Raw genomic sequence first — 26,269 nt, forward strand, 5'->3', positions numbered from 1 at the left:
GGCAGGCAGAGCAGGTCAGGGCCCGCGCGTCAGCGCATGCGCTGCGCCCGGAAGCGGTACTGCCCCGGCGCGGGACCGACCTCGATGGTCACGCGGCGCAGCTTGTCGTCGTGGCCGGCGTCGGCCTTGGCCGTCACCACGATGCCGCGCGGCGTGGCGCGGCAGGTGAGCTCGCTCAGCGCGATCTCCGCGTGGTCGTTGTCCAGCTCGGCAATGGCGACGGTGTGCTCGGCATGCAGGCCGCCGTTGGCGTCGCGCGTCATCCACTGCACGTACAGGAACGACTGCGCGTACTGCTCGGCGTGCACCACGCGGTAGGTGCCCTGCGGTGCCTTGCCCTGGCCCCAGGTGCCGCACAGCTGCACCCAGCTGACCGCGTCGGGCGTCTTGAAGCTGTCGTAGGTGTAGTCGCTGCCCAGCGCGTGCGCGCCGGCGCCCGAGGCGAGGCAGGCGGCGATAAGCGCGCAGCGTGCGAGGAGGGTGGTCGTCTTCATCAGCGTTCTCCCTTGCGGTAGGGCTTCATCAGTGCCTGCGGATAGCTGGCCTTGCGCGCCACCAGCACCAGCGCCAGGATCGACAGCAGGTACGGCAGCATCAAGTACAGCTGGTAGGGCAGCACGGCGTCGCCCGATTGTTGCAGCCGCAGTTGCAGCGCGTCGAAGAAGGCGAACAGCAGCGCGCCCAGCAGCGCCTTGCCCGGCCGCCACGAGGCGAACACCACCAGCGCCACGCAGATCCAGCCGCGGCCGTTCACCATGTTGAAGAAGAAGGCGTTGAAGGCCGACAGCGTGAGAAACGAGCCCGCCATGCCCATCAGCGCCGAGCCCGCGACGATGGCGCCCGTGCGGGTGACCGCGACCGACACGCCCTGGCTCTCGGCGGCCTGCGGGTTCTCGCCGACCATGCGCAACGCCAGGCCCAGCGGCGTGCGGTACAGCACCCAGCCGACCACGGGCACCAGCAGCAGGGCGAACAGCGTGAGCGCGGTTTGCGCGTTGAGGATGGGAATGGGCAGCCAGTCCATCGGCGCGAAGGGCGTGATGGTGGGCGGCGTGTTCACCTTCGGAAAGCTCACGCGGTAGCCGAAGTAGCTCAGCGATGTGGCGAGCAGCGTGATGCCCAGGCCGGACACGTGCTGCGACAGCGCCAGGCCCACGGTGAGAAAGGCGTGCAGCAGGCCGAACACCATGCCCGTGAGCGCGGCCACGGCCACGCCCATCCACAGCGGCGCGCCGGCGTACACCGCGAGCCAGCCGGTGAAGGCGCCCGCGACCATGATCCCTTCGATGCCGAGGTTGAGCACGCCCGCGCGCTCGCACAGCAGCACGCCGAGCGTGCCGAGGACGAGCGGCGTGGCGATGCGCAGCACTGCGACCCAGAAGGCGGGGTTGGCGAGGATGTCGAGCAGGTCGGTCATTTCTTCATCCTCACCCGGTACTGCGTCAGCAAGGTCGCCACCAGCACGGCGATCAGCGAGGCCGCGACGATCACGTCGGCGATGTACGTCGGCACGCCGACCGCGCGGCTCATGGTGTCCGCGCCGACGAGCACGCCCGCCACGAACACACCCGCGGCGATCACGCCCAGCGGATGCAGGCCCGCCAGCATCGCGATCACGATGCCCGTGTAGCCGTAGCCCGGCGACATGTCGAGCGTGACGTAGCTGGTGCGGCCCGCCACCTCGATGGCGCCCGCCAGCCCGGCCAGCGCGCCCGAGAGCAGCGCCACCATGACGACCGTGCGCGTCACCGGTACGCCCGCGAACGCGGCGGCGCGCGCATTGGCGCCGACCGCGCGAATGTCGAAACCCAGCACCGTGTACTTGAACACGGCCCACACCATCACCGCGAGCGACACCGCCCACAGCAGGCCGGTGTGCACCCGCGTCTGCGCGATGAGCTTGCCCAGCTCCAGGTCGGGTTGCAGCGACACGCTCTGCGGCCAGCCCATGGCGCTCGGGTCTTTCATCGGCCCGTCGAGCAGCGCCGACACGCCCAGCAGCACGATGAAGTTGATGAGCAGCGTGGTCACCACCTCGTCCACGCCCAGCCTGTTCTTCATCAGCGCCGGGCCCAGCAGCATGAGCGCGCCGGCCACGGCGGCGGCCAGCATCATGAGCGGGAACAGCAGCCACGGCGACAGCTCGAAGCCGGTGCCGCCATGCATGCCGCCGACGGCGACCGCCGCCAGCGCGCCCGCGTAGAGCTGGCCTTCGGCGCCGATGTTGAACAGCCGCGCCTTGAACGCGACCGTGGCCGCCAGCCCGGTGAGGATCAGCGGAATGGCGCGCGTCAGCGTCTCGCTCCAGGCGAACACCGAGCCGAAGCCGCCCTGCAGCAGCAGCGCGTAGGTGCGCCCGACCGGCGCGCCGGCCCACAGCACCAGCAGCGCGCTGATCGCGAGCGTGAACACGACCGCACCCACCGGTGCCAGCACCAACGCCGTGCGCGATGTTTCGTGGCGTCGTTCGAGCCGCATCATGAGGCGGCTCCCTTGGGCTGCGGCGCTGTCGCGCCGGCCAGCGAACCGGCCGTTGCACCCGCCATGGCCAGGCCGATGGCCTCGCGCGTCCACGCCGCGGCGGGCCGCGCATCGCCCAGGTGGCCGCCGTGCATCACCGCCACGCGGTCGCCGAGGGTCAGCACTTCGTCGAGGTCGTCCGAAATCACCAGCACCGCCGCGCCCGCGTCGCGCGCGGCGATGAGCTGCTGCTGCACATAGGCGACCGCGCCGATGTCCAGGCCCCAGGTCGGCTGGTGCGCGACGATGAGGCGCGGCGCGCGGTTCGGGTATTTCTTGTTGTCATCGTGCTTCGTCCCTCCACGCAGTTCACGCTGCTCAGGCTGTTCAGGCGCGAGCAGCGCGCGCCCCAGGATCAATTTCTGCATGTTGCCGCCCGAGAGCGAGCGCGCCGGCGCCATCAGGCCGGCGCCGCGCACGTCGAAAGCCTTCTCGATGCGCCGCGCGTGCAGCCGGGCCGCCGCGCGCTTCACGATGAACGACCAGCGAGAGAACACCGGGCTGCGCAGCCGCTCGGACACCGCGTTCTCCCACACCGGCAAGTCGCCGACCACGCCGACCGCATGACGGTCTTCGGGAATGCGCGCCACGCCGCGCTGCACCAGCCGGGCGGGCGAGGGCGGCAGCGCGCGGCCCATGAGCTGCGCCGTGCCCGACACCGCGCGGCGCGTGCCGCACAGCAGCTCGGCCAGCGCGACCTGCCCGTTGCCGGAAACCCCGGCGATGGCGGTGATTTCGCCCGCGCGCAGGGTCAGCGACACCTCGCGAAGCCGGTCCTGCCCGCCGTTCCTGGCCGACGCGGTGCTCACATGGTCGAGCACGCAGACCGCGTCGCCCACCGACCTGGCCGGCCGCCGCTGCGGCGCCTCGACCGCGTGGCCGACCATCCACAGCGCGAGCTGCGCCTGCGTGGTGTCGGCGGTGCGCGCCTCGGCCACCAGCTTGCCGCCGCGCAGCACGGCCACGCGGTGCGACACGCGCAGCACCTCGCCCAGCTTGTGGCTGATGAAGATGACCGACAGCCCCTGCGCCACCATCTGCGCGAGCGTGGCGAACAGCGACTCGCTTTCCTGCGGCGTGAGCACGGCGGTGGGCTCGTCCAGGATGAGGATGCGCGCGCCGCGGTACAGCGCCTTCAGGATTTCGACGCGCTGGCGCTCGCCGACCGACAGGCTGCCGATCTTCGCGTCCGGCTGCACCGGCAGGCCGAAGCGTTGGGCCACCGCCAGCAGCCGCTCGCGCGCGGCGGCGCGGCGCGACACCGGGCGCCACAGGGGCTCGGTGCCCATCATCACGTTGTCGAGCACGCTCAGGTTGTCGGCCAGCGTGAAGTGCTGGTGCACCATGCCCACGCCGGCGGCCAGCGCGGCCTTGGGGTTGCCCGGCGGCAGCGGCGCGCCGAAGACCTCGATGCCGCCTTCGTCGGCGACGTAGTGGCCGAACAGGATCGACATGAGCGTCGACTTGCCCGCGCCGTTCTCGCCGAGCAGCGCGAGCACCTCGCCGGCCTGCAGGTCGAGGGAGATGGCGTCGTTGGCGACCAGGCTGCCGAAGCGCTTGGTGATGCCCGCGAGCCGGAGCACCGGGGTGTGCACGTGGGGGTGCGCAGTGGAGTGCACGGTAGGGTTCATGGGTGGACGGGCGCGGGTTCTCCGAGCGTGCGGCAAAAGTGGTCGATGGCCTGGGCCGTGGCGGCGGGCGCGGCTTGCAGCAGGCCGTGCGGCCCTTCGAAGCGCACGACCTGCAGGCCCGCGAGCGCACGCTGGATCACGCGGGCGGCCTGCGCGGGAACGATGCGGTCCTGCAGGGCCTGAAGGTACATCGAGGGTACGCGCACCTGCGCCAGCTTGTCGACCACGTTCACCCGCTGCACCTCGTGCATGCGGCGCGCCATGACGGCGCCCGACACCTGCCGCAGCGAGCCCTGCAGCATGCCGGCCAGCTGCGGGGTGGCGAAGCGGCCCAGCAGCATGTGGCGCATGGGCGGGCGCATGGCGTCCAGGTGCAGCAACTTCATCGTCAGTTCGAGCAGGCCGCCGCGCAGCAGCGCCAGCCCGGGCGAGGGGCTGCGCGCAAAGCTGCAGCACAGGATGAGCCCGCGCAGTCCCGGCGGCGGCGCGGCCGCGATGGAAATGGCGAGCGGGCCGGAAAACGATTCTCCCAGCAGCACGAAGGGTTCCCCTCGGGGCAACTGCGCGCGAACCAGCGGCTCGAGCTCCGCGTAGCCCTGCGGCTGCGTGCCCGAGTAGCGCACCACGTCGACCGCCGCGCCCGGCCCCAGCGCGGCCGTCAGCGGCGCGAACAGGTCGCCGGTGCCGTCCATGCCCGGCAGCAGCACGAGGCGAACGGCACGAGGGGCGCCAGGAGCGCCAGGAGCATCTGCAGCACCAAGGGCATCTGCAGCACCAAGGGCATCTGCAGCACCAAGGGCATCAGGCACCCGACCGGGGCTGACAGGCGCCGCCCTCACCTCCAGGCGGCGAGAAAGGCCAGCATCACCTTGGCCGAGTTGTCCGCCGCGATGCTCATGAAGGTGCCCATCTCGTTCTCGCCGTCGCCGCCGCCCGCGAGGTCGCTGAGCGAGCGGAAGGCGATGTACGGCACGCCGTTGCTGTACGCGACCATGCCCACCGCGGCGGTCTCCATGTCGAGCACGTTGGCCTGGAAGGTCTTGTAGGTGTATTCGCGGTAGGCCTTGTTGTCCATGAAGGCCTGGCCCGAGACGCCGTTGCCGCCCACCACCAGCTGCGGCTTGCGCGGCAGGCACTTGCCGGCGCCGCAATGGGCCAGCTCGACGTTGCGGATGCCGCGCGCCACCTCGAGCATCTTCGGGTCGGCCTCGAACCAGAACTTGCGCGCAATGTCGGGGCTGGCCGCCGAGCGCACCTCGACCGGGCGCGGGAACATCATCCCGAAATTGGGCAGCGTGGCGTCGGTGATGAAGGGCGGCGCGCTGTACTTGCCCGGCGCGGTCTCGCGCGCCATCAGCACCTCCAGGTACTGGCCCCACTGCGCCGGCACGGTGACGTCGCCCACGTGCAGCTGCGGGTTCACGCCGCCGGCGATGCCGCTGAACACGATGTTCGTCACGCGAAAGCGGTCGAGCACCAGCTGCGTGTTCATGGTCGTGTTGGTCATGCTGATGCCCGAGAGAAACAGCACGACCGGCTTGCCTTCGAGCGTGCCGGTGGTGAACACCAAGCCGTTCACGCGGTGCGCGACCGGGCCCTGCAGCCGCGTGAGCAGCAGCTTCAGCTCGGGCTCGAAGGCCGAGAGCACGGCGATGCGCGGCGTGTTGTCCAGCCGTGCGTTGCCCTCGGTGCCGCCCGCGGCGGGCTTGTAGACCCCGGCGCACCCTGTGAGCGCAAGGCCGACCAAGGCGGCAAGCAGCGGGCCGCGCAGGCGCTGGAGCAGGGAAGAAGTGTTCGTCATGGGGTTCACTGCGTGAGTTGGGGGCGGTGCGCGGCGTCGGGCGTGGCGATCCAGGCCTGCAGCGACGCGACGCGCGCGTGCTTCGGCGCCAGGCCCACGAAGGTGGTGTAGGCGGCCAGCGCCTTGGCGTCGTTGCCGGCCTGCAGGTGGGCGTCGCCCAGGTTCAGGTACGCCAGCGCGCGGCTGCCGTCCATGTCGATGGCCTGTTCGAACCAGCGCGCCGCTTCCACCGGCTTGCCGCGCTTGAAGTACACGAAGCCCAGGTTGTTGGCGGCCAGGGCGAACCGGGGTTGCAGCTTCAGCGCCTCGGTGAAGGCGGCTTCGGCCTCGTCGTAGCGGCGCTCGCGGTACAGCTGCAGGCCGCGGTCGTTGGCGCGTTGGGCGGCCACGCGCGGCGAGAGCGGCGCGGCCGCCGGCATGGTGAGCTTGGCGTCGGCGCCTTCGAGGTTCTTCACGACCACTTCGATGGTGGCGGGGGCGGCCTTGCCGGCTGTGCCCGCTGCATCCTTGCCCGGCTTGGTGGGCACGGTAGAGGCGGCTGCCGTGGCCGCCGCATGCACTGCCTGTTCGGTGGCTTCGTCGATGCGCTTGTTGACCTGGCTGGCGGCGGCGTCGAGCTGCTGGCTGTCGCCGCTCAGGCCTTCGCGCTCGGCGGGCAGCTCGAACACGAACTCGCCGCCTTCGGAGCCCGGCAGGCTGCCGAAGGCCGGCGTCTGCCGCGCGATGGCCGACACGGCCGGCGCCACGTAGGCCGCCAGCTCGGTGCCGGTGATGACGCCGTCGCCGTTCAGGTCGGCCTTGCCCGACAGCGCCTGCAGCATGGTCCAGGTGAACACCGAATGCCCGCCGGGGCCGTCGTCGGCCACCTGCTGGTCGGCGCCGCCGGCGGTGAGCATCTGGCGGCCGATGCGCCGCGCGTTGTCGCTCAGGAAGTTCTTGCTGCCCTGCGGCGCGCCGCCGCGCGTGAGGCCCAGGCCCGAGTAGCACGCGTCCACCAGAAAGAGCACGTGCTTGGCCGACAGCGCCTCGGCCACCTCCTGCAGTTGCGGCATGGAGATGGCGTCGGAGGCCAGGTCGTCCAGCTGCGCGTCGACCGGCACGATGTAGCCCACGTCGCGCCCGCTCGCCAGCTTGCGGGTGCTGCCGTGGCCGGCGAAGAACACCAGCACGCGGTCGTCGCGCTTCACGCGCTTGCTGTCGGTGAGCTTGTCGTTCAGCGCGCGCAGGATGTTCGACCGCGTGGCCTCGCCGTCGTACAGCGCCGTGATGTTCTCGGGCTTGAAGCCGAAGCGCGTGACCAGCAGCTGCTCCATCGACTTGGCGTCGGGCACCGCATGGTGCAGGCCGGGCCACTTGGCGTACTTGTCGATGCCGATGACCAGCGCGTGGCTCTCGCGGTAGAGCGTGTCGCCGGCCGCGGCCACGCCGTCGTCGGGGGCAGGGCGCTTAGCCGCGTTGACGACGAACTTGCCGTCGCGCCAGGTGGCGAAGCGGTAGCCGTCGGCCACCAGCTGGTCGAGCACCGTGGGCAGCGCCTGCACGGTGCGGCCCTGGATGTCGTGGAACAGGATCACGCCGCGCTTGGCCTTGTCGACCTCGGCCAGCACGCGGTCGGCGATCGACTTGGGCACCGGGTCGGCCCAGTCCATGGAGTCGACCGTCCAGAGCATGGAGCGCAGCTTGAGCGCCTCGACCGTGCTGAGCTTGTCTTCGTTGCGCGCGCCGTAGGGAAAGCGGAACAGCGTGGACTGCGGGCGGCCCGTGGCGTCGAGCAGCGCCTCGGTCTCGGTGGCTTCGGTGCGCACCGCGTCGTCGCTCATCTTGGCCATCATGCCGTGGCTGAAGCTGTGGTTGGCCAGCGTGTGGCCGGCGGCCAGCACGCGCTTGGCGACCGCGCCGTTGGCGCCCAGCTGCGCCTTGCCCTGCGCGTCGAGCTTGCCCAGGTTCTGACCCAGCTCGAAGAAGATGGCGGGCGCGTCGTAGCGCTTCAGTATCTCGAGGATTTCGTCGGTGTGCTTGGCGTGCGGGCCGTCGTCGAAGGTCAGCACCACGGTCTTGGGCGGCAGCGAGGTGCCGAAGATCTCGCGCGTGTCACCGCCTTCCTTTTCTTTCGCGCCGCCGGCGGGCAGGGTGTAGGGCACGATGGTGCCGAAGTCTTTCAGGATCTGCTCGCGCGAGTACAGGCCCTGCAGCTTGGCGACGTAGTCGGCCCATTTCTCGCGTTGGGGTTCGATGCCGCGCTGCGCGAAGCGGCCGAACACGTCTTTCAGCTCGCGGTCGTAGGCCTGCTCGATCTCGGCGAGCACGGCCAGGTCTTCGCTGGCGCGGCGCCCGAGCTTCAGGCCCGGCAGCGACTGCGCCTGGCCGTAGCGCGTGCTCAGCTCGCCCAGGAATTCCTTGAACGCCAGCCGGTCGGCGTCGAACCAGCTCGGCTCGCTCTCGATGCGATCGAGCAGCGCGTTCAGCGCCGGCACGGTGGCCGGGTCGGTCATTTCGCCGGCCTGGGCGATCAGCGCGCGCTGGCGCTCCTGCATGTCGTGGAACAGCATCTGCCCGACCGCGCTCACCGCGCGCTTGTCGGCCGCGCCCAGCGCGCGCTCGCCGGTCATCAGCACGACCATCTGGCGGTGCGCGGCGAGCAGGGCGTCGGCGCGCTCCTGCAGGGCGGCGGGAATGCCGATGGGTGCCGTGGCCGCGGCGGCCGAAGCCGCTGGAGCCGCTGCCGAAGCCGCCGCTGCCGAAGCCGCCGGCGGCGTAGCTACCTGTGAAGAAGCGGCATCGGCCGCGGGGTCACGCTGGCACGCGGCCAGCGCGAGCACCACTGCTGCGACGGCGACGGCCTGGCTTGCGATCTGCCATCGCACACGGTTCATAGGCACCCGGAAACAGTTACTTGGCGGTGGACTTGGGCTGGCCGTCGTCCACCTTCACGGTGAACTTGCCGTCGAGGATGTCGGCCTGCTTGGCCTTCACCTTGGCGACGATGTCGGCCGGCACCTTCTTCTCGAAGGTGCCCAGCGGCGCCAGCTCGGAGCCCTTGTGCTTCATCTGCGCGTACACGCCGTAGTCTTCGGCGGCGAACTTGCCTTCCTTCACCAGCTTGATGGCGCGGTCGGCCGCGGGCTCGAAGTTCCACAGCGCCGACGCCACCACCGTGTCGGGGTACTGGCTCTGCGTGTCGATCACGTTGCCGATGGCGAGCTTGCCTTTCTCTTTGGCCGCGTCGGACACGCCGAAGCGTTCGGCGTACATCACGTCGGCACCCTTGTCGATCATCGCGAAGGCCGCTTCCTTGGCCTTGGGCGGGTCGAACCAGCTGTTGATGAAGCTCACGCTGAACTCCACCTTCGGGTTCGTTTCCTTGGCGCCGGCCATGAACGCGTTCATCAGCCGGTTGACCTCGGGAATCGGAAAGCCCCCTACCATGCCGATGCGGTTGCTCTTCGTCATGCCGCCGGCCACCATGCCGCTCAGGTAGGCCGGCTCCTGGATGTAATTGTCGAACACCGAGAAGTTGGGTGCCTGCGGCTTCAGCGAAGAGCCCATCAGGAACGCGACCTTCGGAAAGTCCTTCGCCACCTTGCGCGCCGCCGCTTCCACCCCGAACACCTCGCCCAGGATCAGCTGGTTGCCCCCGGTCGCGTACTCGCGCATCACGCGCTCGTAGTCGGCGTTGCTGACGTTCTCGGTGGCCTTGTATTCGATTTCCCCGCGCGCCTCCGCGGCCTTCAGCGCCTTGTGGATGCGCCCCACCCATTGCTGCTCGAAGGGCACGGTGTAAACCGCCGCCACCTTCAGCTTGGCCTGCGCCAGCGCCAGCCCCGGCGCGCCGGCCGCGAGTGCCGCGGCAACGGCCACGGAACGAATGATCAATTGACGACGTGCGTTCACTGTTCTTCTCCTCGGTTTAAAAACATCCAGCGCAGCAATCCCCATGCCCGCCCAAAACCCCGGGGCTCGAACACCCCCGGGCTCGAACAACCGCGGGCTCGCGCGCTTCGCGCGCGGCCCCCTTCCAGAGACACCGAGGAACCGGCTTCGCCGGGCCTCAGGTGTCGCCCCCGGTAGGGGGTTGGCGAAGCGGACACGAAGTGCCGCGCAGCCTGGGGGCGAGCCTTATTTCGTGCCGAAAATGCGGTCGCCCGCGTCGCCCAGGCCCGGCAGGATGTAGCCATGGCTGTCCAGCTCGCGGTCGATGGCGGCCGTGTAGATCGGCACGTCGGGGTGGGCCTTCTGCATCGTCGCCACGCCTTCGGGGCAGGTCAGCAGGCACACGAACTTGATCGACTTGGGGTTCAGCTCCTTCAGGCGCTCCACCGCGGCCACGGCCGAGTTGCCGGTGGCCAGCATCGGGTCGACCACGATCACGTCGCGGCTGTCCATCTCGCTGGGCATCTTGAAGTAGTACTCCACCGCCGTCAGCGTCTTGGGGTCGCGGTACAGGCCGATGTGGCCCACGCGCGCGCCCGGCACCACGGTGAGCATGCCGTCCAGGATGCCCGTGCCGGCGCGCAGGATGGACACCAGCACCAGCTTCTTGCCGTCGATGACCTTGGCCTGCATGGTCTCCAGCGGCGTTTCCACCTCGATGTCCTGCATCGGCATGTCGCGCGTGACCTCGTAGGCCATCAGCATGCTGATTTCGTTGAGGAGCCGGCGAAAGCTGTTGGTCGACGCGTCCTTGCGGCGCATCAGCGTGAGCTTGTGCTGGACGAGGGGGTGGTTGACGAGGTGGACGTTGCTCATTGGAATCTTGTGTAGCGTTGCGAAGAGAACCCGAGAGTCTAAAAGACCGTGCCGTCGCTCTCGATCAGCAGCGGCGGGGCACCGTCGCGCAAGCGCTGTGCCAGCGCGCGGCCCGCGGCCCAGGTGCCGCCTTCGAGCACGCAGGCCAGCGGCAGCTCCTCCTCGCTGCGGTCGAGCACCTTGCGCACGCGCGGTGCCACCTCGTCGAGCAGCGCCACCGTCAGCGCGCGCCACTCGACGATGAATTCGTCGCTGGCCTTCCAGCGGCGGGTGAGAAAGGCCGGGTCTTTCGGCACGATCACCCCGCTGTCGATCAGCAGGCCGCCGTTGCGGTATTCGGGCAGGGCGGTGAGCGCGTCGAGGTGGCGCACCTTCACGCCGGCCCACTCGAAGGGCTCGAGCAGCGAGTACGTGAGCCACTGCGAGAGCTTGTGGAACGGCATCCAGCCGTTGGTGAGGCCGGGCCCGCGCACCGCGCTGTGACGCCAGCAGTCGCCCAGCGCCAGCGCCGGGTCGCCCGAGCCGATGCCGCCCGCGCTGTCGCTGCCGTCGGCCGCGATGCTGTCGACCGCGTTGGTCGAGGGCCAGATGCGCGACAGCGTTTCCAGCAGCAGCGACAAGATCTGGTGCGCCGTGACCTCGGCGGTGGGCGGCGCGGCCGGGCCGTAGGGACCGACCAGCGCATCGAACAGCTTGCCGGGGCGGCCGTCGTCGCCGAAGGTCTCGGGCTGCTCTGCCATGGCTTCGCCCAGGCGGCGCAGCAGCATGGCGCGGCCGGCCAGGCCGACCAGCGGATTGGCTTCGCTCACCTGGAAGGCGTCGCCCAGCCGGTCGGCCACCAGGCCGCGAAGGCCGGCCGCGTCCACCTGGTAGGGGCGCTCGGGATTCGAGGAAAACAGCCCGCTCATGAAGGCGTGGTAGCTCGCCACGCCCAGCCCCTCGGAGCGCGTGAAGCGCTCGCCGGTGGCGGACTCGGTGTAGTGCCAGTCGGGGCCGGCGCCGGCGTCGAGCAGCACGCTGACCAGCACCAGGTCGATGTGGGCGCGTGCGCGCGTGCGCGAATCGGACTCGCCCAGCAGCGTGTCGAGTTCCTCGATGCGCTTGATTCCGCCGGCCTCGAAGTGGCGCCAGCGGCTGTGGTACGGAATGGTGTCCCACGGGTAGCGCTCGCGCGTGACCTCGGCCACCGTGCGGGCCGTGTCCTCGAGCGTGTCGCTGTCGCCGATGCGAAACCACTGCGACTCGCCGCTGCGCGCCCGCGCCAGCAGGGCGCCCGCGCGCTGGCGGATGGCGGCGGTGGTGCGCAGCAGGCTGGCCGCGCCGGCGGGGTGGCTGGTGTCGGGGGTGAATTCGGTCGAAGGGTCGACCTTGCCGGCGCCACCCGGGGGCAGGCTGCCGGAACCGTCGACGGGCATGTTGGGGTCGGTGTTGTTGCTGGTGGTCATTCAGTGAGTCCGCGGCCCTTGGCCTTCTTGAGTTCTTCTGCGTCCGGCACCGGGCCGGGGGTGAAATAGCCGGCGGCCATCTTGGCGTCCATCTCTACGCGGGCGTCCGCCGGAATCAGTTCGTCGGGAATGTTCACGCGCTCCCCGATCTCGATGCCCGAGCCGGTGATGGCGTCGAACTTCATGTTGCTCATCGACACGAGCCGGTGGATCTTCTGGATGCCCAGCCAGTGGAAGACGTCGGGCATCAGCTCCTGGAAGCGCATGTCCTGCACGCCGGCCACGCACTCGGTGCGCGCGAAATACTGGTCGGCCGTGTCGCCGCCCACCTGGCGCTTGCGCGCGTTGTAGACCAGGAACTTGGTCACCTCGCCCAGCGCGCGCCCCTCCTTGCGCGAATACGCGATGAGCCCCACGCCGCCGCGCTGCGCGCCCTGGATGCATTCTTCAATCGCGTGCGTGAGGTAGGGGCGGCAGGTGCAGATGTCGGAGCCGAACACGTCGGAGCCGTTGCACTCGTCGTGGATGCGCGCGGTGAGCTCCACCGCCGGGTTGGCCAGGTCGCGCGGGTTGCCGAAGATGTACAGGGTCTGCCCGCCGATGGGCGGCAGGAACACCTCGAGGTCGGAGCGCGTGACCAGCTCGGGATACATGCCGCCGGTTTCCTCGAACAGGGTGCGGCGCAGGTCGGTTTCGGAGCAGCCGAAGCGGCGCGCCACCTCGGGCAGGTACCACACGGGCTCGATGGCGGCCTTGGTGACCATGGCCGCGCCGCCGGTGGTGAGGAAGTGGCCGTCGGCCTTCAGCCGGCCGCTTTGCAGCGCCTCGATCACCTCGGGCAGGATCACGTGGGCCTTGGTGATGGCGATGGTGGGGCGAATGTCGTAGCCCGCGGCCAGCTCGGCGGAAAACACGTCGGCCACCAGCGCGCCCCAGGGGTCCAGCGACACGATGCGCCCGGGCTCGCTCCACTGCGGGTAGGGGCCGATGATGTCGGTGGGCGCGGTGTTGGTCAGGTCGGCCTTGTGCTCCCGCTTGAGCGCCCCGGCCGCCACGGCCAGCGCGCGGTACACGCTGTAGGAGCCGCTGTGCGTGCCGATCACGTTGCGGTGCGCCCGCTTGGTGGTGGTGCCGACGACGGGCCCGCGTTCGGTGGCCGTGGCCGCGCCCCAGTGGATGGGCAATGCGCCGAAGCCGCCGGCATGCGAGGTCAGGCGGATGTGGCCGGTCGACGAGGAGGGATGCAGGGGAGGGAAGGAGCCCGGGGCCGAATTGGTGGCCGGCGTGATCGGCATGATCGGCGCGATCGGTGTGATGGAGGGCGGGATGGATGCGGTGGGTGCACCCGCACCGACCGGTGGTGTCGAAGGGATCGTTGTGCTGTCAGCAGACATTGGTGGCCCTCAAAAAACACAATGTACCGACCGCCCGCACGGCTTGCAAGCCGCGCCGGGACGGACAACGCCGCGTCCGCGGACCGGTCGATGCCGCGCGCGCGGCACAATCCGGCAGGACTTTTTTCGACGAGGCTGTAACCGGCCCACCGGATGGCACGAAACTCCATAAGCAGCAGGATGGGCAGCAGGACGAACCCCAGCGACGCGGAAGCGGCGCTGCGCGGCCTGTTCCTTCGCGGCCTCGACGGCGATGCCAAGGCCTACCGCGACTTCCTGCAGCAACTCAGCGCGCACCTGCGCGCCTTTCTGGGCAAGCGCCTCTTTGGCTGGCCCGATGAAGTGGAAGACCTCGTCCAGGAATGCCTGCTCGCCATGCACAACCAGCGCCACACCTACCAGAGCGACCAGCCCCTGACGGCCTGGGTGCACGCCATTGCGCGCTACAAGATGATCGACCTGCTTCGCGCCAAGTCGGTCCGCGAAGACCTGCATGACCCGCTGGACGACGACCTGGCGGTGTTCGCCGCCTCGGCCGAGGAAGCCAGCGACGCGAAGCGCGACCTGGGCGGCCTGCTCGACACCTTGCCCGAACGCCAGCGGCTGCCGATCGTGCACGTGAAGATCGAAGGGCTGTCGGTGGCCGAGACGGCGAGCCTCACGGGCATGTCGGAATCGGCGGTGAAGGTGGGCATCCACCGGGGCCTGAAGGCCTTGGCGGCGCGCTTCGGCCACAGCTGGGGAGGTGCGGCATGAAGACCGACGACCTCGTCGCGATGCTCGCCACCGGCAACGTGGCGGTGCCGCGCCGCGCCGCGAGCCGGCGCCTGCGCATGGCCTTGCTGGCGGGCGTGCCGCTGTCCTTGCTGATCCTGTTCGTCGAATACGGCATGCGGCGCGACATCGTGCAGGCCATGTTCTGGCCGATGTTCTGGGTCAAGGTGCTGTTCCCGCTGTGCATTGCCGCGGCCGGGTACGTGGCGGTGCAGCGGCTGGCGCGGCCCGGCGTCGAGGCCCGCCATGCCTGGCTCGGGGCGACGCTGCCGGTGCTGGTTATCTGGGCGCTGGCGGTGATTGCATGGTTCACCGTGCCGATGGAAGACCGCATGCCCTCGCTGATGGGGCAGTCGTGGCGCATCTGCGCGGCGAGCATCTCGCTGATGGCGCTGCCTGTGTTCGTCGCCACCCTGGTGGCACTGAAGGGGCTGGCGCCCACGCGGCCGGCGCTGGCGGGTGCGGCGGCGGGTGCGCTGGCCGGCGGCGTGGGGGCTTCGGTCTATGCGCTGCACTGCATGGAGCTCACGGCGCCGTTTCTGGCGGTGTGGTACGTGAGCGGAATCGCGGTGCCTGTGCTGGTGGGGGCCTTGCTCGGTCCGAGGTTGCTGCGCTGGTAGGCCGGCTCCCAGCGCCCCTGGCTCAGCGCTTCTTGCTGCCGAAGATCCCGCCCAGCACGCCGCGCAAGATCTCCTTGCCCACCGACGTGCCCATGGTGCGCACCGCCGACTTGGCCATGGTCTGCACCAGGCCGTCGTGCTTGGCGCCGCGCGGGCCGGTGGTGCCGAACAGCATGTCGTTCAGCATGCCGCCCATGCCGGAGCCCGAGGATTCCGCGGCGGGCTTGCCGCCGGGAAGGGTGGCCGGTGCGTTCGGCGCGTTCGGTGCGCCGGGCGCGCTGTCGGCGCGGCCCTTGAGCTTTTCGTACGCCGACTCGCGGTCGACCGTTTTCTCGTAGACACCTGCAACCAGCGAGCCCGCGACCAACGCCTTGCGCTGGTCGGGCGTGATGGGGCCGAGCTGGCTGCCCGGCGGCAGCACGAACACGCGCTCGGTCACGCTGGGGCGGCCCTTGTCGTCCAGGAAGCTCACCAACGCTTCGCCCACGGCGAGTTCGGTGATGGCGGTCTCGATGTCCAGCCCCGGCTTCTGGCGCATGGTGCTGGCCGCGGCCTTCACGGCCTTCTGGTCGCGCGGGGTGAAGGCGCGCAGCGCGTGCTGCACGCGGTTGCCGAGCTGGGCGAGCACCGAATCGGGGATGTCCAGCGGGTTCTGCGTGACGAAATACACGCCCACGCCCTTGGAGCGCACCAGGCGCACCACCAGCTCGATGCGCTCCACCAGCGCCTTGGGCGCCTCGTTGAACAGCAGGTGCGCCTCGTCGAAGAAGAAGGCGAGCACCGGCTGCTCGGGGTCGCCGATTTCGGGCAGCTGCTCGAACAGCTCCGACAGCATCCACAGCAGGAAGGTGGCGTACAGCCGCGGCGAGTTCATGAGCTTGTCGGCCGCCAGGATGTTGATGACACCCTTGCCGCCCACGGTCTGCATGAAGTCGGCGATGTTGAGCATCGGCTCGCCGAAGAATTTCTCGCCGCCCTGGGTCCCGATCTGCAGCAGCCCGCGCTGGATGGCACCCACGCTGGCCGCGCTGATGTTGCCGTACTGCGTGGTGAACTGGCTGCTGTTCTCGCCCAGGTACTGCAGCATGGCACGCAGGTCCTTCAGGTCGAGCAGCAGCAGGCCGTTGTCGTCGGCGATCTTGAACACCAGGTTCAGCACGCCGGCCTGGGTTTCGTTCACGTCGAGCATGCGGCCCAGCAGCAGCGGGCCCATGTCGGAAATGGTGGCCCGCACCGGGTGGCCCTGTTCGCCGAACACGTCCCACAGGGTGACGGGGCAGGCCGAGGGCTCGGGCACGTCGATGCCGCGTTCCTTCAGCGTGGCGGCCAGCTTGGCGCTGGTGGCGCCTTTCTGGCTGATGCCGGTGAGGTCGCCCTTGACGTCGGCCATGAACACCGGCACGCCGATGCTCGAAAGCTTCTCGGCCATGGTCTGCAGGGTGACGGTTTTTCCGGTGCCGGTGGCGCCGGTGATGAGGCCGTGGCGGTTGGCCAGGCCGGGAAGAAGTGCACACTCGATGCTCTCGTGCCGTGCGATCAGAAGAGGGTCGGCCATAAGGGTGCTCCGGGTCGTATCGAAACGGGCAGTCTAATCAAGCGGCACTCCTATAATCCACGGCCGCACGGTAGTTCCGGAAAAAGTTTCAGGAGGTTTTTTTGTCATCGACTGCTCAGCCCCCCATTCCCGCCACTGGCGACGCCTCCGAACAGTCGCCCATTGAAAAAGAGCTGGCCGTGCTGCTCGTGAATGCGCTGAACCTCGAGGTCGCGCCCGAGGACATCGTTCCCACCGACCCGCTGTACGGCGAAGGCCTGGGACTCGACTCGATCGACATCCTCGAAGTGGCGCTCGAAGTCTCGCGCCGCTACGGCTTCCAGCTGCGTTCGGACGACGAGCGCAACCAGCAGATCTTCCAGTCGCTGCGCACGCTCGCGACCCACGTCGCCGAGCATCGCGTCGCTTCCTGAGCGTCATGTCTCGATGGCGAATAGCACTCCTGCTGGTGGCAGGGGTGGCTTATGCCGGCCTCTCGCACTGGATGACGCTGTTCCACCCCACGGCCCCCTGGGCGGTGGTGGTGCTGCTGGGCCCGCTCTGGCTCGCCGCCATGGGCTTTGCCGCCAGCTGGTTCGGCCGATGGGGCTTCGTGGCCGCGGCCGCGCTGGGCGTGGGCGGTTTCTCGCTCGTGTTCCTCGGTGAAGCCGGCGACCCCAACCGCCTGTACGTGCTGCAGCACGTGGCCATCAACAGCGTGCTGTGCGGCTGGTTCGGCTCCACGCTGCGCGGCCGGGGCCTGCCGCTGATCACCCAGTTCGCCCAGCGCGTGCACCCGCTCAAGGGGCACATGCTGGCGTACACCACGCAGCTGACACGCATCTGGACCGGCTTCTTCGCGCTGGTGGTGGCGGTGTCGGTCGTGCTGTATTTCACCCGGCCGTTCGCCGACTGGTCGCTGTTCGCGAACCTGCTGTGCCCCGTGATGGTGGGCCTGCTGTTCGTGGGCGAGCACCTGGTGCGCTACCGGCTGCATCCCGAATTCGAACGCACCCGGCTGGTCGATGCCGTGCGCGCGTTCTACGGCACATCGTCGGTGGACTCCAGCGCCGGCGGCCAATGACACAGGCGCTGCCCGCGTGACGACAGACACTTCAGACCACACCGGCAGCGACCTGCTGCCGCTGCTCGCGGACCGCGACCTCGACGCCCCCCTGGCCTGGCGCGCCGGCGTGCCCGTCAGCGCGCGCCAGTTCCTGGCCGACGTGGCCCGCTTCGCTCCCACGCTGCCCGACCAGGGCCCGGCCGTGAACGTGTGCGGCGACCGCTACGCCTTCGCCGTGAGCCTGTGCGCCGCGCTGGTGCGCGGCCATGCCAGCCTGCTGCCGCCCGATGCGCGGCCCGACACGCTGGCGCGGCTGCTCGAATCCGGCGGCCCGACGCTTTTCGCGCTGGCCGACGACGCCAGGCTGCAGACGCCCGGCATGCACCGCGTGCTGATCGAAGACCGGTCCAGCCCCGAAGGCAACGACGGCGGCGGGGTGCCGCGCGTGGATGGCGCCATGCATGCGGTGAGCCTGCTCACTTCCGGCTCCACCGGCGTGCCGCAGCCGCACGCCAAGAGCTGGCGCACCCTGGTGGGCGACGTGCAGGTGGCCGTGAAGCGGCTGTGCCGCGTGCTCGACCGGCCCACGCTCGAGGGCGTGACGCTGGTGGCCACCGTGCCGGTGCAGCACAGCTACGGGCTCGAATCGTCGGCGCTGCTGGCCATGCTGGGCGGCGCCGCGTTCGAAAGCGGCCGGCCGTTCTTCCCGGCCGACGTGGCGCAAACCCTGGCCTCGGTGCCGCGCCCGCGCGCGCTGGTGACCACGCCGTTCCACCTGAAGACGCTGCTGCTCTCGGGCATCGCGCTGCCGCCGGTCGACCTCATTCTTTCGGCGACCGCGCCGCTGTCGCCGCAGCTCGCGCTGCAGGCCGAGCAGGCCATGGGCGCCGTGCTGCTCGAAATCTACGGCAGCACCGAGTCGGGGCAGGTGGCCACCCGCCGCACCACCGACAGCGAGATCTGGGAAACCTTCGGCGACATCACCGTGCATGCCGAGCCCGCTGACAACGGCGGCCCCGAGCGCTTCATCTTCTCCGGTGACTTCATGCCCGAGCCCACGCCCATGGCCGACGTGCTCGAGCTGCTCGACGAGCGCCGCTTCAGGCTTTTCGGCCGCGCCAACGACCTGATTCACGTGGCCGGGCGGCGCAGCTCGCTGGCGCACCTGAACTTCCACCTGAACAGCATCGCGGGGGTCGACGACGGCGCCTTCTGGCTGCCCGACGAAGTGGCCGACGGCGTGGTGCGCCCGGTGGCCTTCGTGGTGGCGCCGACGCTGTCCGCGGGCGAGATCATCGCGGCGCTGCGCCAGCGGCTGGAGGCCGTGTTCGTGCCCCGGCGCGTGGTGCAGGTCAAGTCGTTTCCGCGCGAAGGCACGGGCAAGCTCACCGTGCGGGCGCTGCGCGAGTTCGCGCTGGCCCAGCTCGCCGAAGACGACACCCCGGTGCAGATGGCTTACGCCGTGCCGGCCGACCACCCGGTCTTCGCCGGTCATTTCCCGGGCCAGCCGCTGGTGCCGGGCGCGCTGGTGCTGGCGGAGGTGATGGAGGCCATTCGCCGCGTGCCGGCGCTCACGGCGCGGCTGGGGGCCAACCCCACGCTGGCCGCGGCCAAGTTCCTGTCGCCAGTGCGGCCCGGCAGCACGCTGTCGATCGAGCTGCATCCGGAGGCCGGCGCCGGTCGCGGCGTGCGCTTCGACGTGCGCTGCAACGGCGTGGTGGCTGTCACTGGCCGCTGGACCGCCGTGCAAGAGTCGGTCTGATGAAGCACACGGATGTAGAGGCGCACGCCGTCAACGAGGCGGCCCGCGCGCGCATGGGGCAGGGCGCAGCCGAGAAGGTCGATGGCGGCGACTGGGCGCGCGCGCCCGAGCGCAGCAACATGCTGGCGCTGCGCTTCATCGTGTTCATGGCACTGGTGTGCGGGCGCCACGTCACGCGGCTGCTGCTGCCGCCCATTGCGCTCTACTTCCTGCTGTTCGCGCCCACGCAGCGCCGGCACATCAAGCGCTACCTGTTCCGGGCCATCGGCCCGCACGCGGGCTGGCTCGACGGCTTTCGCCTGATCCACGCCTTTGCCTCCACGGTGCTCGACCGCGTGTACTTCCTGCGCGGGCGCATGGACCTGTTCGAGCTGAGCGTGCAAGGAAACGAGCCGCTCGAAGCCGAGGCCGTCGCCGGGCGGGGTGCCTTCATGCTCGGCGCGCACGTCGGCAGCTTCGAGGTGCTGGGCGCCTGCAAGCAGCAGACCCACCAGCACCACCTGCGCCTGGCGATGCTGATGTTTCCGGACAACGCGCAACGCATCACCGCCATCCTCAACGCCATTGCGCTGCCCGAACTGCGACCGCATGTGATCGCGCTGGGCCGGCCGCACTCCATGCTGGCGCTGCGCGACTGGCTCGACGGCGGCGGCCTGGGCGGCATGCTAGCCGACCGCACGCTGCCGGGCAGCGAAGACCAGCCCGCCTCGCAGCGCGGCAACAGCATCGTGCTGCCGTTTCTCGGGCAACCGGCCGCCTTCAACGACGGGCCGTTCAGGCTGGCCGCGCTGCTGCGCCGCAAGGTGTTCTTCATGGCCGGCCTGTACCGCGGGGGCGCGCGCTACGATATTCAGTTCGACCTGCTGGCCGACTTCGGCGAGCGCGTCACCGACGCCGCGGAGCGGGAACGCCGCATCCGCGCCGCGGTCGAAGCCTATGTCGCGCGCCTTGAAACCATCTGCCGCGCCTACCCCTACAACTGGTTCAACTTTCATGATTTCTGGCTCGAAGATGCGGCTTGATCGGCTTTGCAAGGCCTTCGCGGTGGCGCTGGCCCTGGTGTCGGCGCTGGGCGCCGCGCCGGCCTGGGCGGCCTTCGACCTGCCCGAGCTGATGACGCTGCTGGCCAAGCAGAAAAGCGGCGAGGCCCGCTTCACCGAGCAGCGCTTCGTGCACGGCCTCGAAGGCCCGCTGGACGCCAGCGGCACGCTCAGCTTCGACGCGCCCGACAAGCTGGTGCGCCGCACGCTGTCGCCGCGCATCGAGACCATGGCGGTCGAGGGCAACACGCTGACGCTGTCGCGCGGCGGCCGCAACCGCACGCTGGCGCTGGACAGCATGCCCGAGCTGCTGGGCCTGGTCGAAGCCATGCGCGGCACGCTCACCGGCGACGGCGCCACGCTGCAGCGCTACTTCAAGAGCACGGTAACCGGCTCGGCCGCCAAGTGGACGCTCGACCTCGTGCCCATGGACAGCCGGCTCGCCGCCCAGGTGCGCAGCATGCGCATCAGCGGCCGCGCGAGCGACGTGCTGGGGCTGGACATGGAGTTCGTCGGCGGCGACCGCTCGTCGATGAACATCACGCCCGGGGCCGGAGCCACCACCCCCACGGCCCCCGCCACGCCGGCGAACACCGCCCCGTCCGGCGCCCCCGGACGCACCACCCCGTGACCGCCGCGCAGACCGACGGCCCGCCGAGCTGGTCGCGCCGGGCGGTCGTGCTGCTGGCATGGCTGCTGGTGCTGGTGTGCGGCGTGGTGGTCATCGCGCGCACGCAGATCGGCGCCGACCTGTCGGCCTTTCTCCCCAAGAGCCCCGACGTGCGTCAGCGCGTGCTCATCGAGCAGCTGCAAAGCGGCGTCGCCTCGCGCACGCTCATGCTGGGCATCGAGGGCGGCACCGTGGAGCAGCGCGCCGCCGTGTCGCGCGCGGTGGGCAAGGACATGCGCGAGAGCAAGCTGTTCGACCTGGTGCAAAACGGCGACGTGAGCGACTGGAGCGAGGCCGGCGCCTGGGTGTTGCAGCACCGCTACCAGCTGTCGCCCGGCGTCACGCCCGGCCAGTTCACCGCCGAGGGGTTGCGCGACGCCATCAACGACACGCTGTCGGCGCTCGGCACGCCCGCCGGCAACGCGATCAAGCCCTTGCTCGACCGCGACCCGACCGGTGAAACCCAACGCATCGCCATGGAGCTGGTGCCCGCCAGCGCGCCGCGCAGCGAAGACGGCGTGTGGATGTCGCGCAGCGCACCGCGCGCGCTCATGATCTCGACCACGCGCGCCGCCGGCAGCGACCTGGATGCGCAGGCCGTCGCCATCGCGCGCGTGCACGCCGCCTTCGAGGCGGCCACGCGCGACATGGGCGCCTCGGCGCCCAAGCTGCTGCTCAGCGGACCGCCGGTGTTCTCGGTGATGAGCCGCGACAAGATCAAGACCGAGGCCATCCACCTCGCCGTGGTGGGCGGGATCGTGATGGGCGGGCTGCTGCTGCTGGCTTTTGCCTCGCCGCGCGCGCTGGTCATCGCCTTTCTGCCGGTGGCCACGGGCGTGGTGATCGGCACCGCGAGCGTGAGCCTGGTGTTCGGCTCGGTGCACGGGCTCACGCTGGGCTTCGGCAGCACGCTGATCGGGGAAACGGTCGACTACGCCATTTATTACCTCATCCAGGCGCGGGGCGCGGCGGTGGCCGGCACCGGCTGGCGGCGCTGGCGCGACCTGAACTGGCCCACCGTGCGGCTGGGACTGCTGACCTCGGTGTGCGGCTTCGCGGCGCTGGTGTTTTCGGGCTTTCCGGGGCTGGCGCAGCTGGGTGTGTTTTCCATCGCCGGGCTGGTGTCCGCCGCGCTGGCCACGCGCTATGTGCTGCCGATGCTGGCACCCGACGGCGCCACCGGCATGGGCATGCGCAGGTACATGGCGCAGCTGGCCGGCGCGCTGGTGCGCGGCCTGCCGCGCCTGCGCTGGCCGCTGGCCGCGCTGGGCGTGGCAGCGCTGGCGCTGGTGCTGTGGCAGGGCGGCCACCTGTGGCGCGCCGACCTGGGCGCCATGAGCCCGGTGCCCAAGTCGGCGCAGCAGCTCGACGAAATGCTGCGCAACGACATCGGGGCGAGCGACGGCGGCGTGCTGGTGGTGGCCTACGGCGACGACGAGCAGGCCGCGCTGCGCCACACCGAGGCCGCCGCCGCGCGGCTCGACGCGCTGGTCGACAAGGGCGAGCTGCTGGGCTACGAAACCGTCACCCGCGTGCTGCCCAGCGTGGAAACGCAAACGGCGCGCATCGCCAGCCTGCCCAGCGACGAGCTGCTGCGCGCCAACCTGGCCGAAGCCACCAAGGGCATGCCGCTGCCGGCGTCGCGGCTCGGCCCGTTCCTGGCCGACGTCGATGCGGCGCGCAAGCTGCTGCCGGTGCAGCGTGCCGACCTGTCGAGCGGCCCGCTGGCGTCGGTGGTGAACACGCTCATGTACGAGCGCCCGAGCGGCGGCTGGGGCACGCTGGTGGTGCTGCACCCCGGCAGCACCTTCGACCAGGGCCGGCTCGAAACCGCGCTGGCCGGCCTGCCCGAGGTGCAGGTGGTCGACGTGGGCCGCGAACTGGCGGGCCTGTACCAGCGCTACCTGCACGAGGCCTTCGTGCAGGTGCTGCTGGGCGCGCTGGCGGTGGTGGTGCTGCTGGGCGTGTACCTGCGCTCGTGGCGCCGGCTGCTGGCCGTGTGCCAGCCGCTGCTGTTCGCGGTGGTGCTCACGCTGGGCGGCATGGCCGTGATGCAGTCGGCGCTGGGCATCCTGCACCTGGTGGGGCTGCTGCTGATCGTGGCGGTGGGCTCCAACTACGCGCTGTTCTTCGACCAGCTGCGCACCACCGGGCGCGCCGACGAAGACACGCTGGCCTCGCTGATGCTGGCCAACCTGACGACCGTGGTGTCGTTCGGGCTGATCGCCATCTCGGACATTCCGGCGCTCTCGTCCATCGGCCGGGTGGTGGCGCCGGGGGCCTTGCTGGCGCTGCTGCTGTCGGCGGCGTTCGCGCGCAGCGTGGGGCCCGCCGTGAAAGCGCCGCCTGCGAAGTCGCCCGGCGTGCGCGGCTGATGGGAAAATCCGCGCCCATGTCTTCCGCACACGCCCCGACGCCCGCCGAATCGCGCGAATCATGGCCCTGGCCCACGGCCATCCGCGCCAGCGCGGCGTGGCATGTGGCGGCCATCGGCGCGGGCGTGCTGGTGCCGGGCGCGCTGCCCTGGGCCGTGGGCGCCATCGTGCTGAACCACGCGCTGATCACCGGCGCCGGCCTCACGCCGCGCAGCAGCCTGCTCGGCCCCAACGTCACGCGGCTGCCCGAGGCGGCCGCGGCGCGGCGCGAGGTGGCGATCACCATCGACGACGGCCCCGAGCCCGAGGTGACACCGCGCGTGCTCGACCTGCTGGACGCGCACGGCCAGCGCGCCACCTTCTTCTGCATCGCCGAGCGCGTGCTGGCGCACCCCGAACTGGCGCGCGAGATCGTGGCGCGGGGCCACAGCATCCAGAACCACACGGCGCGGCACCGGCACAATTTTTCGTTTCTGGGCCCGAGCGGGTTCGCCGCCGAGATCGCGCGGGCGCAGGACATCGTGAGCGACGTCACCGGCCAGCGCCCGACCTGTTTCCGCGCCCCGGCCGGCCTGCGCAACCCGTTTCTCGAACCCGTGCTGCACCGGCTCGGCCTCTCGCTGGTGAGCTGGACGCGCCGCGGCTTCGACACGCGCGAAGGCGACGCCGCCAAGGTGATGGCGCGCCTGGCCCGCAACCTGCAGGCCCGCGACATCCTGTTGCTGCACGACGGCAACGCCGCGCGCACCGCCGCGGGACAACCCGTTTTGCTGGAGGTATTGCCCTTGTTGCTCGAACGCCTGCGCGCCGATGGACTGCGCGCCGTGACCCTGCCCGAAGGAATGAAGCCATGACGACGGCCATGCTCGCGGCGCCCGCCGCGTCGCCCACCGACAAGGCCTGGCGCGAACTGCACGAGGCCGCCACGGTGCCCTACAAGAAGGGCGGCACCTTCGCCTGGCGCTTCGCACGCGGCAAGCTCGGGCGCGACCCGGTGTTTCGCGGCCTGCTCGAACGCGGCCTGATCGGTGCGCAGCACCGGCGCGTGGTCGACATCGGCTGCGGCCAGGGGCTCTTCGCGAGCCTGCTCGCCTCGATGAGCGCCATGCAGAAACGCGGCCGCTGGCCGTCGGCCTGGCCGGTGACGCCCGCCGCCGCCGACTACACCGGCATCGAGCTGATGCCCAAGGACGTGGCGCGCGCCGAAGCGTCCATCGGCCACCTCCAGCCCGCGCCGCAATTGCTGTGCGCCGACATGTGCTCGGCGGCGTTGCCGGCGTGCGACCTGGTCGTGATCCTCGACGTGCTGCACTACGTCGACCTCGAAGCCCAGCAAGGCGTGCTCCAACGCGTGCGCGATGCGCTGCAGCGTGGCGGCAACCCGCAGGCGCGGCTGCTGCTGCGCGTGGGCGACGCGTCGAGCCGCCGCGGCTTTGCCATCAGCCAGTGGGTCGACCGCACGGTGACGCGCATCCGCGGCCACAAGGTCTCGCCGACCTGGGGCCGTCCGCTGGCCGAATGGACCGCGCTGCTGCAGCGCATGGGCTTTCGCGTGCAGGACATTCCGATGAGCAAGGGCACGCCCTTTGCCAACGTGCTGCTGGTGGCCGACCTGGAACCCGCCGCATGACCGCGCCGCAAACGCTGGACCGCGCCGGCATCGCGCAGCGCATTCCGCACAGCGGCAGCATGTGCCTGCTGGAGCGGCTCGAAAGCTGGAACGCCGACGCCATCCACTGCAGCACCGGCACGCATGCGCACGCCGACAACCCGCTGCGCACCGAAAACGGCTTGCTCGCGCCCAATGCCATCGAGTACGCGGCGCAGGCCATGGCGCTGCACGGCGGCCTGCTGGCGGCGGAGGGCAGCACGCCCTCGGCCGGCTTCCTGGCCAGCGCGCGCAACGTCAAGCTGGCGGTGGCGCGGCTCGATGACGTGCCCGGTGCGCTGCAGGTGCGCGCCTCGCGCCTGTCGGGCGACGACCGCCAGGTTCTTTATGCGTTCACGGTGGCGGCCGACGACGGCCGCATGCTGGCCGAAGGCCGCGCCGTGGTCGTTCTCAACACGCCCCTGGCCACAGAAAGCACCCCATCGCCATGAGTCTCGAAGGAAAACGCGCGCTGATCACCGGCGCGAGCGGCGCACTGGGCGCCGCCATGGCCGAGCGGCTGGCGCGCGATGGCGCCACGGTGCTGCTGCACGCCAACTCGCGGCCCGAGTCGGTCGAAGCGCTCGCCGCGACGATCACCGCGGCGGGCGGCAAGGCGGAATGCCATGTGTTCGACCTGCGCAGCGACGAAGCCTGCGCGGACGCGTGCGCGCGCATTCTCGAAGCGGGGCCGGTGCAGGTGCTGGTCAACAACGCGGGCGTGCACGACGACGCCGTGCTGCCGGGCATGCGCGCCGAGCAGTGGCACAAGGTGATCGACGTGTCGCTCAACGGCTTCTTCCGCGTCACGCAGCCCTTGCTGCTGCCGATGATGCGCACCCGCTGGGGCCGCATCCTGAACATTTCGTCGGTGGCTGCCATCGCGGGCAACCGGGGGCAGGTGAACTACGCGGCGGCCAAGGGCGCCTTGAACAGCGCGACCAAGGCGCTGTCGCTCGAGGTGGCTTCGCGCGGGGTCACGGTGAATGCGATAGCGCCGGGCATCATCGCCTCGCCGATGGCCGACGCGGTGTTCGACCCGGCGGTCATCAACCAGATGGTGCCGGTGAAACGCGCGGGCACGCCGCAGGAAGTGGCGGCGCTGGCGGCGTTCCTGGCCAGCGACGAGGCGGCGTACATCACCGGGCAGGTCATTTCCATCAACGGCGGAATGATCTGACTTGCTCCCTCTCCCCCAGGGGGAGAAGGTCGGGGTGAGGGCCGACGGCGTCTAACGACGCGC

At 70.4% G+C, this 26,269-nt stretch carries 24 protein-coding genes; 12 read left to right on the forward strand and 12 right to left on the reverse strand.

The window, feature by feature from the left end; all coding sequences use genetic code 11:
- Positions 1–29 precede the first annotated feature (29 nt).
- The 11 genes from AB6807_RS04610 to AB6807_RS04660 form a co-directional block, all read right to left on the reverse strand.
- Positions 30–494, reverse strand: a complete 465-nt coding sequence (locus AB6807_RS04610; protein WP_371083659.1) for a hypothetical protein — start codon at positions 492–494, stop codon at positions 30–32.
- Positions 494–1,417, reverse strand: a complete 924-nt coding sequence (locus tag AB6807_RS04615) for an ABC transporter permease (RefSeq protein ID WP_371083660.1) — start codon at positions 1,415–1,417, stop codon at positions 494–496. Before AB6807_RS04615 ends, AB6807_RS04610 begins: the two co-directional genes overlap by 1 nt.
- A complete protein-coding gene (locus tag AB6807_RS04620) occupies positions 1,414–2,478 on the reverse strand; it encodes an ABC transporter permease (protein WP_371084149.1) in 1,065 nt (354 codons plus the stop codon). Before AB6807_RS04620 ends, AB6807_RS04615 begins: the two co-directional genes overlap by 4 nt.
- Positions 2,478–4,151, reverse strand: a complete 1,674-nt coding sequence (locus AB6807_RS04625; protein WP_371083661.1) for an ABC transporter ATP-binding protein — start codon at positions 4,149–4,151, stop codon at positions 2,478–2,480. The genes AB6807_RS04620 and AB6807_RS04625 overlap by 1 nt, the downstream gene beginning before the upstream one ends.
- Positions 4,148–4,858 (reverse strand): alpha/beta fold hydrolase, encoded by a 711-nt coding sequence (locus AB6807_RS04630; protein ID WP_371083662.1) that lies wholly within the window; start codon positions 4,856–4,858, stop codon positions 4,148–4,150. The genes AB6807_RS04625 and AB6807_RS04630 overlap by 4 nt, the downstream gene beginning before the upstream one ends.
- 128 nt (positions 4,859–4,986) lie before the next feature.
- Positions 4,987–5,952, reverse strand: a complete 966-nt coding sequence (locus tag AB6807_RS04635; RefSeq protein ID WP_371083663.1) for a 5'-methylthioadenosine/S-adenosylhomocysteine nucleosidase — start codon at positions 5,950–5,952, stop codon at positions 4,987–4,989.
- Between the two features lie 5 nt (positions 5,953–5,957).
- A complete protein-coding gene (locus AB6807_RS04640; protein ID WP_371083664.1) occupies positions 5,958–8,825 on the reverse strand; it encodes a polysaccharide deacetylase family protein in 2,868 nt (955 codons plus the stop codon).
- Between the two features lie 16 nt (positions 8,826–8,841).
- Complete coding sequence (locus AB6807_RS04645) at positions 8,842–9,843, reverse strand: BMP family protein (RefSeq protein ID WP_371083665.1); 1,002 nt, start codon at positions 9,841–9,843, stop codon at positions 8,842–8,844.
- Positions 9,844–10,068: 225 nt separating this feature from the next.
- Positions 10,069–10,698, reverse strand: coding sequence for a uracil phosphoribosyltransferase (gene upp, locus AB6807_RS04650; protein WP_116908990.1), 630 nt, complete (start codon positions 10,696–10,698; stop codon positions 10,069–10,071).
- Between the two features lie 38 nt (positions 10,699–10,736).
- Positions 10,737–12,143 carry a URC4/urg3 family protein gene (locus AB6807_RS04655; protein WP_371083666.1) on the reverse strand — a complete coding sequence of 469 codons (1,407 nt, stop codon included), beginning with the start codon at positions 12,141–12,143 and terminating at the stop codon, positions 10,737–10,739.
- Positions 12,140–13,537 (reverse strand): GTP cyclohydrolase II, encoded by a 1,398-nt coding sequence (locus AB6807_RS04660; protein WP_371083667.1) that lies wholly within the window; start codon positions 13,535–13,537, stop codon positions 12,140–12,142. The genes AB6807_RS04655 and AB6807_RS04660 overlap by 4 nt, the downstream gene beginning before the upstream one ends.
- A gap of 180 nt (positions 13,538–13,717) precedes the next feature.
- Between AB6807_RS04660 and AB6807_RS04665 the strand changes: the two genes are divergently transcribed.
- Positions 13,718–14,293, forward strand: coding sequence for a sigma-70 family RNA polymerase sigma factor (locus tag AB6807_RS04665; RefSeq protein WP_116909113.1), 576 nt, complete (start codon positions 13,718–13,720; stop codon positions 14,291–14,293).
- Positions 14,290–14,931, forward strand: coding sequence for a DUF1109 domain-containing protein (locus AB6807_RS04670; protein WP_371083668.1), 642 nt, complete (start codon positions 14,290–14,292; stop codon positions 14,929–14,931). Before AB6807_RS04665 ends, AB6807_RS04670 begins: the two co-directional genes overlap by 4 nt.
- A 22-nt stretch (positions 14,932–14,953) precedes the next feature.
- Here the strand turns inward: AB6807_RS04670 and AB6807_RS04675 are convergent, their stop codons facing one another.
- Positions 14,954–16,486, reverse strand: a complete 1,533-nt coding sequence (locus tag AB6807_RS04675; protein ID WP_371083669.1) for a helicase HerA-like domain-containing protein — start codon at positions 16,484–16,486, stop codon at positions 14,954–14,956.
- A 101-nt stretch (positions 16,487–16,587) separates the two neighbouring features.
- On the opposite strand from AB6807_RS04675, the gene AB6807_RS04680 reads away from it, so the two are divergent.
- The 10 genes from AB6807_RS04680 to fabG are packed head-to-tail and all read left to right on the forward strand — an operon-like array spanning position 16,588 to position 26,206.
- Positions 16,588–16,899 carry a phosphopantetheine-binding protein gene (locus AB6807_RS04680; RefSeq protein WP_116908994.1) on the forward strand — a complete coding sequence of 104 codons (312 nt, stop codon included), beginning with the start codon at positions 16,588–16,590 and terminating at the stop codon, positions 16,897–16,899.
- 5 nt (positions 16,900–16,904) lie between these two features.
- Positions 16,905–17,549 (forward strand): hypothetical protein, encoded by a 645-nt coding sequence (locus AB6807_RS04685; protein WP_371083670.1) that lies wholly within the window; start codon positions 16,905–16,907, stop codon positions 17,547–17,549.
- A 16-nt stretch (positions 17,550–17,565) separates the two neighbouring features.
- Complete coding sequence (locus AB6807_RS04690) at positions 17,566–19,293, forward strand: AMP-binding protein (RefSeq protein ID WP_371083671.1); 1,728 nt, start codon at positions 17,566–17,568, stop codon at positions 19,291–19,293.
- The gene (locus AB6807_RS04695) at positions 19,293–20,315 is read left to right on the forward strand and encodes an acyl-CoA synthetase (RefSeq protein ID WP_371083672.1); all 1,023 of its coding nucleotides are present in this window, start codon (positions 19,293–19,295) and stop codon (positions 20,313–20,315) included. Before AB6807_RS04690 ends, AB6807_RS04695 begins: the two co-directional genes overlap by 1 nt.
- Positions 20,287–20,964 (forward strand): LolA-related protein, encoded by a 678-nt coding sequence (locus AB6807_RS04700; RefSeq protein ID WP_116908997.1) that lies wholly within the window; start codon positions 20,287–20,289, stop codon positions 20,962–20,964. Before AB6807_RS04695 ends, AB6807_RS04700 begins: the two co-directional genes overlap by 29 nt.
- Positions 20,961–23,378: an MMPL family transporter gene (locus AB6807_RS04705; protein ID WP_371083673.1), complete on the forward strand. Its 2,418-nt coding sequence runs from the start codon at positions 20,961–20,963 to the stop codon at positions 23,376–23,378. Before AB6807_RS04700 ends, AB6807_RS04705 begins: the two co-directional genes overlap by 4 nt.
- A complete protein-coding gene (locus tag AB6807_RS04710) occupies positions 23,378–24,232 on the forward strand; it encodes a polysaccharide deacetylase family protein (RefSeq protein ID WP_371083674.1) in 855 nt (284 codons plus the stop codon). The genes AB6807_RS04705 and AB6807_RS04710 overlap by 1 nt, the downstream gene beginning before the upstream one ends.
- Positions 24,229–25,008, forward strand: a complete 780-nt coding sequence (locus AB6807_RS04715; RefSeq protein WP_371083675.1) for a class I SAM-dependent methyltransferase — start codon at positions 24,229–24,231, stop codon at positions 25,006–25,008. The genes AB6807_RS04710 and AB6807_RS04715 overlap by 4 nt, the downstream gene beginning before the upstream one ends.
- Positions 25,005–25,478, forward strand: a complete 474-nt coding sequence (locus AB6807_RS04720) for a hydroxymyristoyl-ACP dehydratase (protein ID WP_371083676.1) — start codon at positions 25,005–25,007, stop codon at positions 25,476–25,478. Before AB6807_RS04715 ends, AB6807_RS04720 begins: the two co-directional genes overlap by 4 nt.
- Positions 25,475–26,206 (forward strand): 3-oxoacyl-ACP reductase FabG, encoded by a 732-nt coding sequence (gene fabG, locus AB6807_RS04725; RefSeq protein ID WP_371083677.1) that lies wholly within the window; start codon positions 25,475–25,477, stop codon positions 26,204–26,206. The genes AB6807_RS04720 and fabG overlap by 4 nt, the downstream gene beginning before the upstream one ends.
- Positions 26,207–26,269: the final 63 nt, after the last annotated feature.

Origin of the sequence: Variovorax sp. RCC_210, assembly GCF_041355175.1 — a bacterium.
GTDB lineage: Bacteria > Pseudomonadota > Gammaproteobacteria > Burkholderiales > Burkholderiaceae_C > Variovorax.